Annotated in this window: 7 protein-coding genes; 2 read left to right on the forward strand and 5 right to left on the reverse strand. The window is 68.1% G+C overall.

Annotated features, from left to right (window positions below):
• Positions 1–132: 132 nt before the first annotated feature.
• The gene (locus ACE5C1_RS03105; RefSeq protein ID WP_374942601.1) at positions 133–846 is read right to left on the reverse strand and encodes a dienelactone hydrolase family protein; all 714 of its coding nucleotides are present in this window, start codon (positions 844–846) and stop codon (positions 133–135) included.
• 37 nt (positions 847–883) lie between these two features.
• Positions 884–2,113 carry an NAD(P)/FAD-dependent oxidoreductase gene (locus ACE5C1_RS03110; protein ID WP_374942602.1) on the reverse strand — a complete coding sequence of 410 codons (1,230 nt, stop codon included), beginning with the start codon at positions 2,111–2,113 and terminating at the stop codon, positions 884–886.
• 166 nt (positions 2,114–2,279) lie between these two features.
• Here ACE5C1_RS03110 and ACE5C1_RS03115 point away from each other — a divergent pair, with 166 nt between their 5' ends.
• The gene (locus tag ACE5C1_RS03115) at positions 2,280–3,305 is read left to right on the forward strand and encodes a uroporphyrinogen decarboxylase family protein (protein WP_374942603.1); all 1,026 of its coding nucleotides are present in this window, start codon (positions 2,280–2,282) and stop codon (positions 3,303–3,305) included.
• 53 nt (positions 3,306–3,358) lie between these two features.
• A complete protein-coding gene (locus tag ACE5C1_RS03120; RefSeq protein ID WP_374942604.1) occupies positions 3,359–4,705 on the forward strand; it encodes an MFS transporter in 1,347 nt (448 codons plus the stop codon).
• A 43-nt stretch (positions 4,706–4,748) separates the two neighbouring features.
• On the opposite strand, the gene ACE5C1_RS03125 is transcribed toward ACE5C1_RS03120, so the two are convergent.
• The 3 genes from ACE5C1_RS03125 to ACE5C1_RS03135 form a co-directional block, all read right to left on the reverse strand.
• On the reverse strand, positions 4,749–5,537 hold the full coding sequence (locus ACE5C1_RS03125; RefSeq protein WP_374942605.1) for an alpha/beta hydrolase fold domain-containing protein: 789 nt from the start codon (positions 5,535–5,537) through the stop codon (positions 4,749–4,751).
• 247 nt (positions 5,538–5,784) lie between these two features.
• On the reverse strand, positions 5,785–6,897 hold the full coding sequence (locus ACE5C1_RS03130) for an amidohydrolase family protein (RefSeq protein WP_374942606.1): 1,113 nt from the start codon (positions 6,895–6,897) through the stop codon (positions 5,785–5,787).
• Positions 6,898–6,927: 30 nt separating this feature from the next.
• A complete protein-coding gene (locus tag ACE5C1_RS03135) occupies positions 6,928–7,785 on the reverse strand; it encodes an SDR family oxidoreductase (RefSeq protein ID WP_374942607.1) in 858 nt (285 codons plus the stop codon).
• Between the last annotated feature and the right edge of the window lie 246 nt (positions 7,786–8,031).

An 8,031-nucleotide genomic window follows, 5' to 3' on the forward strand; every position in this document is an offset into this window, starting at 1 on the left:
GCGACCGTGACAACAGGAATCGGTCCGGCCGGTCGGGGCTGCGTGCGCTGACATGCCCGAACGCATCCAGCAGGCCTTCGCCCGCCAGAATATGGCTCGCGTCGACGACCGCTTGGCGGGCCTCGTCCAGCGTCATCCGGCGCTGCCCAGATGCTTCTGGAGGAATGCGGCTGTAGCGTTGTCGGCCCGCTCGGCGGAGGCGGCGTCATAGCCATGGCCGCCGCGCCGCGCGAAGGCATGGCCGACGCCCGGATAGTCCATGATCGTCACGTCCGCGATCGGCGCAAAGGTTTCCTTGATCCTGGCCTGCGCCTCGGGCGGGCAGAGATGGTCCTCGCCCGCGATGTGAAGCAGCAGCGGGGATTGCAGCTCGTGAGCCTTTTCGAGCGACGCCTGAATGGCGACGCCGTAGTAAGATACGGCCGCGTCAACACCCGGACAGGTTGCCATCAGGAAGGCGAGCTTGCCGCCCAGGCAGTAGCCGACCGCGCCGACCTTGGCCGGACCGCCCTCTATTGTGCGCAGGTATTGCGCCGCGGCGAGCGAGTCGTCGACCGCCTGGGGCTGGTCCAGGCCCTTCATCAGCTCGGTCGCGCGGTCGCGATCGGCCGCGTTCGACGGATCGAGCTCGACGCCCGGCTCCTGCCGCCAGAACAGGTCCGGCACGATCGCCACGATCCCGCGCGTCGCGTAATCATCCGCAACGCCGCGCATGTTGGCGTTGATGCCGAATATTTCCTGCAGCAGCACGACGCCCATACCCGTTGCCTCACCATCGGGGCGGGCGAGATAAGCTGGCATCCGCTCGCCCGAAGGCAGGTCGATGTCGATCCGGGTCGAACTCATGGTCGGGTCCTTGTGCAATGGAGTGTGTGGGAGTGGGCTAGGCCGCCACCCTGGCAGGCATGAAACCGCGCAACGGCACCGTTTCGTCGGCCAACTGATCGATCGGCAGCGCCAGCGCGTTCTGGCTTAGCAGCCGACGAATCATGGTCATGTCCTTGCCGCGGTTGAGCGTCACGGCGCCGACCAGCCGCTGCCCGTCGAACTGGAAGATCGAGGCACCCTCCGCGCCGTCCGGGCGTCCGCGCACCACTGTCCGGTCAACCGCGGCTGGGGCGCCCGCCATCTGGAGGTTCAAGTCGCCCTGATCGGACCAGAGCCACGGAATCTCCCGATAGGGAGTCCGCACCCCGGCCATCGACCGCCCGGCAGCTTCCGCCTGCATGTTGGCGTTCTGCCACGATTCTAGCCGGATGCGGCGGTCGAGCAGCGGGTGGTAGTGCCGGGTGACGTCGCCCGCAGCGAAGATCAGCGGGTCGGAGGTCATGCCGAACTCGTCCACCAGCACGCCGTCGTCCACCGCGAGACCGGCATCTTCGGCCAGCGCCGTCTCCGGCACCACGCCGATCCCGGCGACGATCACCTGCGCGTCCACCGTCGAGCCGTCGTTCAGGAACAGGACGCCGTCGTCGCCGCGGCTGACGCCGGCATTCAGGCGGATGTCGATGCCGAGCGCGCGGTGATGCGCCAGCACCGCCGCGCTCGCCTCCGGCGAGCCCAGCCGAGGGAGCAGCCGGTCCGCGGCCTCGATCACCGTCACGCGGCAGCCCAGCATGGCGGCGCTCGCCGCCACCTCCAGCCCGATGAAGCCTCCGCCGATCACCACGAGCGACGGCTTTCCCCGCAGCTTCGCCTCAAGGACGCGGCACTCGTCGAGGTCGCGCAGATAGAGGATCGCGTCCGATGGGACGTCCGGGATGGACAGCCGTCGCAACCGACCTCCGGTCGCGATCATCAGCCTGTCATACGGGACAGTCGAGCCATCGGCGAGCGACACAGTTCGGGCGCGCCGGTCGATGGCCACGGCGGCGCAACCCGTTCGGATCTCGACGTCGAGGTCGGCATAGATCTGCGGCGGAAAGACAAAGGGTACAGGAGTCTCGGGCGCGAGCAGCAGCGCTTTCGACAGCATCGGGCGTTCGTAGGGCGCATGTGGCTCGGCGCCGATGATGGTGACGGCTCCCTCGAAACCGGCCGAGCGCATCGCCTTGGCCGCTCGTGCGGCTGCCTGGCCGGCGCCGAGTATCACGAATCCCTGTCGCTCGCTCACTTGGGCCTCGCCTGCTTCAACCGCAGAAACTCCTACGCTCGTTCGCGTCTCCATACGACGCCGACGCGAGCCTTTTCAATGCAAAAAGTTCATAATACGGGAAAACGGAGTTGCTCTTCTTCGACAATGAAGCTTACATCGTCCTCCGTCGACCTAGGAGAGGACCATGCTGTTTCCTACCACTCTGGTCGGGAGCTACCCACAGCCCGACTGGCTGATCGACCGCGAGCGACTGGGCGGGCGGTTCCCACCGCGCGTGCGGGCAACAGAGTTGTGGCGAGTCGACCCGGCGTATCTCAGCGGGGCGCAGGACGACGCGACCCTTCTGGCCATCCGCGCTCAGGAGGCGGCCGGTCTCGACATCGTCACGGATGGCGAGATGCGGCGCGAGAGCTATTCCAACCGCTTCGCCAACGCGCTGGACGGCGTCGATCTCGACCATCCGGGCGTAGCGCTCGACCGGTCCGGGGAGCCCAATCCCGTGCCCCGCATCATCGGCCCGATCCGGCGCCGCGAGCCCGTCGAGGTCGAGAGCGCGCGCTTCCTGCGCCGCCACACCGACCGGCGCATCAAGATGACCGTGCCGGGGCCGTTCACGATGACGCAGCAGGCGCAGAACGACTATTACCGCCATCCCGCGGATGCCGCGATGGACTATGCCGAGGCCGTCCGCGACGAAATCCGCGACCTGTTCGCCGCCGGCTGCGACATCGTCCAGATCGACGAACCGTATATGCAGGCGCGGCCCGACGCCGCACGCGAATACGGATTGGCCGCGCTCGCCCGCGCGCTGGATGGCGTCGAGGGCGAGACGGCGGTTCATATCTGCTTCGGCTACGCCCATGTGATCCACGAACGGCCGAGCGGCTATTCGTTTCTGCCCGAACTCGCCGGCTGCTCCTGCGCGCAGGTGTCGATCGAGACGGCGCAGTCGCATCTGGACTGCGCGGTGCTGGAAGGATTGCGCGGCAAGAAGATCATGGTCGGGTGCATCGACCTGTCGACCGACGAGGTGGAGTCGCCCGAACTCGTCGCCGAGCGGGTCCGCCGCGCCCTTCCCCATGTCGCGGTCGAGGACGTGATCCTGGCGCCCGATTGCGGGATGAAATATCTGGACCGGGAGGTGGCGGACGCCAAGCTGCGCGCAATGGTCGCGGGCGCGGCGCTGCTGCGCGCCGAGCATGGACGGTGAGTGTCGCAGACCGACCTGCTGGCGCGGTCGAGGGCGAAGGCGATCCCGTATGGGTGGATGACGTCCTCGCAGCGGCGAGACCATCGGGCTTCATGTGGCTCGCCTTGGCGCTGTGCGTGCTGGTGGGCATGGCCGAAGGGTATGACATCCAGGTGATGGCGCTCGCCGCGCCGCTGGTGGCGAAGGCGTGGGGGCTCTCCAAAGGCGCCGTGGGCCTGCTGCTGACGGCGTCGGTGGTCGGGCTGGTGGTCGGCAGTTTCCTGCTGTCGCCGTTCGGCGATCTCTGGGGCCGGCGACCCGGGGTCATTCTGGGCATGCTGATCGCGGGACTGGCGACCGCGGCGGGCGCATGGATGCCCGACATGGCGGCGCTGGTCTCGATGCGCTTCGTCGCGGGAATCGGATTGGGGCTGGCGCTGCCCAACGTGATCGCGCTGGCGATGGAGATCGTGCCGTCGCGCATGCGCGTGATCGCGATCGTGCTGGTGAACTGCGGCTATCCGCTTGGCGGCGCGCTCGGCAGCGCCTGGGTGGGTGGCAAAATCCCCACCTATGGATACCCGATCACCTTTCTCGCCGGTGGCATCGCAACGCTGGCCGTGCTGCTGCTTTGCGTCGCCCTGCTCCCCGAATCGCCGCTACTGCTCGCGCGCCGGCCAGGGCGCACGGCCGAACTCGCGCGCCTGCTCCGGCGACTCGGCGGGTCGTTCATCGCCGCCCCGACCGTGTTCGCGCTACGCGAGGCGCCGCCGCCGCGGTCGCGCGTCGCCGCCTTGTTCCAAGAGAACCGCGCCCACGCGACGCTGCTGCTCTGGCTGGTCAACTTCGCCGGCCTCGCGATGGTGTATTTCTTCATCAACTGGCTTCCGTCGATCATCGTCGGCAGCGGTCAGGATGCGCGGCGTGCGCTGATGGCCGTATCGACGTTCAGCTTCAGCGGCATCGTCGGCGGCGTGCTGCTTGCGTCGCTGCTACGCAAGGCCTCCGCGACGCGGTTGCTCGGCGTCGCCTACGGGGTCGCGCTCGTGGCGTCGATCGCGCTGGCGGCGACGCCGGCCGTCGGGAGCGCGTTCTTCGCGCTCGTGGCGCTGGCGGGCGCGGCGATGGTAGGTTCGCAATTCTGCCTGACGGCGGTCGTCAACCAGTTCTACCCGAGCGCGATCCGCGCAACCGCGTCGGGCTACGCCACCGGAGCCGGACGCCTGGGCGCGACCTTCGCGCCGCTCGCGGGAGCGGCGGTGGTGGCCTCCGTGACGCACGCGCAGCAGGCGCTCGCGGCGGCGGCCGTACCTGCGGCCGTGGCGCTGCTCGCGGTGCTGGCACTGGAGCGCAGGACCTCGCTCAACCGTTCGGTTGAGCCGGTCGCCGCCGCCGGAGTTGTTCCCGGGAGTGTGGGATGACCCGAGCATCGCCGAGTCGAGACCCGGCGATGCCCGTCGCCTATCACTGTCGAATATGCCTCAGGAACGCGCCACAAACTTGAAGCGCGGCCGCGGCGGCCCGCAGGCGCGTGTTGGTCAGGAAGACGTGCGTCATCCGCTGCCAGACATGCAGATCGACGGTGCTGCCGGCGGCGGCTATCCGCTCGGCGACCCGCAAGCTGTCGTCGAAGAGAACCTCGTCCGCGCCGACATGGATCAGCACCGGCACGCGACCGTCGAACTCCCCGTACAAGGGAGACGCACGCCAGTCGCGGGCGTCATGGCCGTGCAGGTAATCCGCCGCGGCGGCCGCCAGCACGTCGCGGGTCAGGAGCGGGTCGCGCCGGGCGCGGGTGGTCAGGCCGTCGCCGGTCAGCGCAAGGTCGGTCCAGGGCGAGAACGCGGCCAAGCCGAGCGACGGCCGCAGGTCCCCCGTTTCGGCAGCCGCCCGCACCGCCGACCCGAGCGCCAGACAGAGCGCCCCGCCGGCCGGATCGCCGACCACCGTGATCGCGTGGCCGCCGCGGGCCAGGGCGCGGTAGGCGGCGGTGGCGTCATCAAGCGCGGCCGGGAACGAGCGCTCCGGCGCCAGCGCATAATCGGCCACGAACGCCGGCATCCCGGACGCCGCCGCGACATGGCCGACGAAATGCCGGTACGCCGCCGCCGTGCCGAGCACATAGCCGCCGCCGTGCAGGTACAGGAGAACGGCCGTCGTCTCGGCGCCCTCCGGCCAGCACCACCAGCCGGCAACGCCGCCGACCACGGCCGGTTCGTAGCGGACATGCTCGTGCGGGGGCACGGCGAACATGTAGCGATCGTACCCGGGCCTCGCCTCCGGTCCCGAGCCGAAGCCCGGCAGGATTCATAGCGCCGCCCTCATCCCGCCGACGATCAATCGATCGCGCAGGCTGGCGGCATGGGTGGTAACCGTCACTTGCGGCACATCGGTCCCCGAGCATCCATAGGGCGACACCTCCGGCGACACGCCGCCGTCAGCCGACCCGGCGCTGCGAGCGCCTTGCGCGAGGGACGTCCGGCAGCCCCGCCGACTTCGTTCACGATCGCCGCTCGCGCAGATGGTCCCAGTTGCCGTGCGCGACCTTGTTCCGGTCCTCCGCGCTCAGCGACGATTGGTCGAGAAATGCCCGCGCCCAGTTCTCGCGTTGATAGACGTACGGATAGTCGGTCGAGAACAAGATGCGGTCGACGCCCATGACATCGATGGCCCACCGCAGATACCGTTGCGAGAAGATGCCGCTGGGCGTGACATAGACGTTGGAGCGGAGATAGTCGGCAACCGGTCGATCCAGTTTCTTCGCCGAGGATGACAGTATGTCGATCCTTTCGAGATAGAACAGCACGACCTCGCCCCAGTGGCCGGCGATGATCTGGAGATCGGGGAAACGGTCAAAGGTTCCCGAGAGAATGAGCCGGAGGAGTTGCAGGCCCGTGTCATAGTGCCAACCGACCCCACCCATCGCGAGGTTGAGGTCGAGTTCGTTCCCCAGACCGGAATAGTAGCTGTCGCGCACCGGACGGTCGGGGATCTGCGGATGCAGGTACAGCGGTACGCGCAGGGCCGCCGCCGCCTCGTAGATCGGCGTGAACTCGGGCGCGTCCGCGTTGCGATCCCTGGTGCGCCCAAAGATCATCGCGCCCTCCAGGCCGAGCTGCTCGACCGCGCGCTCCAGCTCGCGCGCCGCGGCGGCGGGATCGGGGGTGGGCAGGGTGGCGAACCCTTGAAAGCGGTCGGGTCTCCCCGCCACCGTCGACGCGATCAGGTCGTTGACGCGCGACGCCGCACCGCGTGCGTCGGCCGCGTCGAGGTTCTGGACGCCCGGTGCGGTGAGCGACAACACCTGCACATCGACGCCGCTGTCATCCATCAGGCGGATCCGCTCGTCGCCGAGATCGCGGATGCGGGTCATCATGTCCGAACCGGGCTGCATGAAGCCTGCGCTGTCGTCGCGCCAACGCGGATCGACGGACTTGCCGAGGCGCATGACTTCGTCCGTGACGAAATGCTCCTCCAGGGCGATCACCTTCATGGCCGCGCCCGCCGGACGAGCAGGGTGTGAAATGCCTTGTTTCGGCGCGACTGCGTCAACCACCACTCCCTCGCTCGGTCGAATGCCAGACGGACGACGTCTCACATCGGTTCCCGACATGCTCACTGGTGCAATTGCCGACCTCCAGCCTCATCGGCTGGCCGGCGTTCGCAACGAGCGTTCGACCGCCTGAGCGAACGGCGTCGGCTCCCGGCCCAAGATCATCGTCAGTATCCGTCCGTTGCCGACCAGGCCATGGCGATCGTAATGCGCCATCATCAGCCGGAGCTCGTCGAGGGCCGTCCCGGCGAACCCGCGGTGCTCGGCCTGCTTGAGAACCAGTTCGGGATCGAGCGCGCGAGCGGTGATCGGCCGCCCCGTCACGCTCGCGATGACGCCGGCCATGTCCTTGAACGACAATCGCTCCGACCCGGCCAGCTCATAGGTTGCATGATCGTGTCCCGGCTCGGTGAGGATGCGGGCCGTGGCCTCGGCCAGGTCGGTCAGGTCGATGGGAGAAAACTGACTGCCGACATCGAAGCCGGGTATCAGCGCCGTGTGATCGGGGCTGAGGAAGGCGAGCGCGGTCTGGACGTACATGGCCGGCTGCAAGATCGTCCAGGCGAAGGGAGAATCGCGCAACAGCATCTCGACTTTCGCCTTGCGCCAGTGGTGGGGCATCGCCGGAGTCGGCGCGTGCAGCACCGAGTGATAGACCAGCCGTTGTGCGCCCGCGCGCTGGGCGGCAGCGATCACGTTCGCGCCGTAGCTCTCCTCCGCGGCGTCGTAGGTAGGCGGGATGTAGTGGACGGTGCGGACGCCCTCCATACCCGCCGACAAGCTATCGCGGTCGGCGAGTTCGACCACGCGATGGTCGCGGCTACCGTCGCTCGGGCTGCGATGTACCAAAGCCCGTGTCGTTGCGCCCGCGGCGGAAAGCGCGTCCATGACCGCTCGTCCGGTCGGACCGGCTGCCCCGATCACCGCCACGTCAATGTGGTGCGCCATTCACTACTCCCATTATGCCTTGGACATTTGTATAGTATCCGCTAAGTGCTTGTCACAAGCAAGCGTGGAGAGAATGATGATCGGACGATCGTTCAACCGTGGTTGGCATGAGTTCGGAAACGGGCAGTTCGCCTATCTCCAGCCGTCGGGAACATGGGGCTATTCGAACGCCGGGCTCGTCGTGGACGGCGAGGAGGCGCTGCTGGTCGACACGCTGTTCGACGAGCGCCTGACCGCCGAGATGCT

Source organism: Sphingomonas sp., from assembly GCF_964263785.1.
In the GTDB taxonomy this organism is placed as follows: domain Bacteria; phylum Pseudomonadota; class Alphaproteobacteria; order Sphingomonadales; family Sphingomonadaceae; genus Sphingomonas.

Excerpts from the sequence above, each read along its gene's own strand:
- ACE5C1_RS03105 (WP_374942601.1), bottom strand. The coding sequence starts at position 846 with ATGAGTTCGACCCGGATCGACATCGACCTGCCTTCGGGCGAGCGGATG.
- ACE5C1_RS03115 (WP_374942603.1), top strand. The coding sequence starts at position 2,280 with ATGCTGTTTCCTACCACTCTGGTCGGGAGCTACCCACAGCCCGACTGG.
- ACE5C1_RS03125 (WP_374942605.1), bottom strand. The coding sequence starts at position 5,537 with ATGTTCGCCGTGCCCCCGCACGAGCATGTCCGCTACGAACCGGCCGTG.
- ACE5C1_RS03130 (WP_374942606.1), bottom strand. The coding sequence starts at position 6,897 with ATGTCGGGAACCGATGTGAGACGTCGTCCGTCTGGCATTCGACCGAGC.
- ACE5C1_RS03135 (WP_374942607.1), bottom strand. The coding sequence starts at position 7,785 with ATGGCGCACCACATTGACGTGGCGGTGATCGGGGCAGCCGGTCCGACC.